The sequence below is a fragment of the Sporolactobacillus sp. CQH2019 genome, assembly GCF_028765345.1.
In the GTDB taxonomy this organism is placed as follows: domain Bacteria; phylum Bacillota; class Bacilli; order Bacillales; family Sporolactobacillaceae; genus Sporolactobacillus.
This window is the reverse complement of record NZ_JARAJZ010000044.1, coordinates 1-833: the sequence shown is the minus strand read 5'-3', so window position 1 is coordinate 833 and position 833 is coordinate 1. Positions and strand designations below refer to the sequence as shown.

Annotated in this window: 1 protein-coding gene; it reads left to right on the top strand. The window is 33.7% G+C overall.

The genetic code is table 11. The features are described 5' to 3' along the window. Positions 1-258 precede the first annotated feature (258 nt). Complete coding sequence (gene tnpA / locus OYT88_RS20705; protein WP_016207054.1) at positions 259-714, top strand: IS200/IS605 family transposase; 456 nt, start codon at positions 259-261, stop codon at positions 712-714. The last annotated feature ends 119 nt before the right edge of the window (positions 715-833 follow it).

Sequence of the window (833 nt, the reverse complement as noted above, 5' to 3'; positions counted from 1 at the left end):
GCTGAATTTTAGATAGGGTACAGTGCACAGCACATAGTTTAAAGAGGGAATAACTCATTAAGACGAGTTAAAGAATAGAGAAATAAGAAAAGAACTCAATATTAAAAAGTGAGTTCTTTTTTTGTATTTAGAAAACCCCGCGTTAGACGTGGGGTTCCGTATAGCTTATAGCTATGAGTATGACAAAAAAACTCCTTCTGATATAATAAAAATGCGGTCTGGCAACTGCACTTTAATATCAGAAGGAGGACATTCGAAATGAATGATGTACATAGTTTATCACATACAAAGTGGAACTGCAAATACCATATTGTATTTGCGCCGAAATATAGAAGGAAAGTATTTTATGAAGAAAAAAGATTAGAGGTAGGAGCAATACTTAGAAAATTATGTGAATGGAAAGGCGTAAATATAATAGAAGCTGAAGTTTGTGTAGATCATATTCATATGTTAGTAGAAATACCACCTAAAATGAGCGTATCAAGTTTTATGGGATATCTTAAAGGAAAAAGTAGTTTGATGATATTTGAAAAATGGGGGAATATGAAATATAAATATAGAAATAGAGAATTTTGGTGTAGGGGATATTATGTTGATACAGTAGGGAAAAATACTAAAAAAATAAAAGAGTATATAGCTAATCAATTGCAGGAAGATAAAGTATCAGAGCAGCTTACAATGGAATATTTAGACCCGTTTACGGGTAGCAAATAGAAGGAATGCGTGTGCCAGACCGAGGGTACGCCTTTAGGCGATGCTAGTAATAAAGGGCTAGGCCCGAAAATGCAAAACCACCAGCTAAGCTGGTGGATTTTTATTTATCAATTTTAGCA

Coding starts and splice junctions, on each gene's coding strand:
- tnpA (WP_016207054.1), top strand. CDS start 259: ATGAATGATGTACATAGTTTATCACATACAAAGTGGAACTGCAAATAC.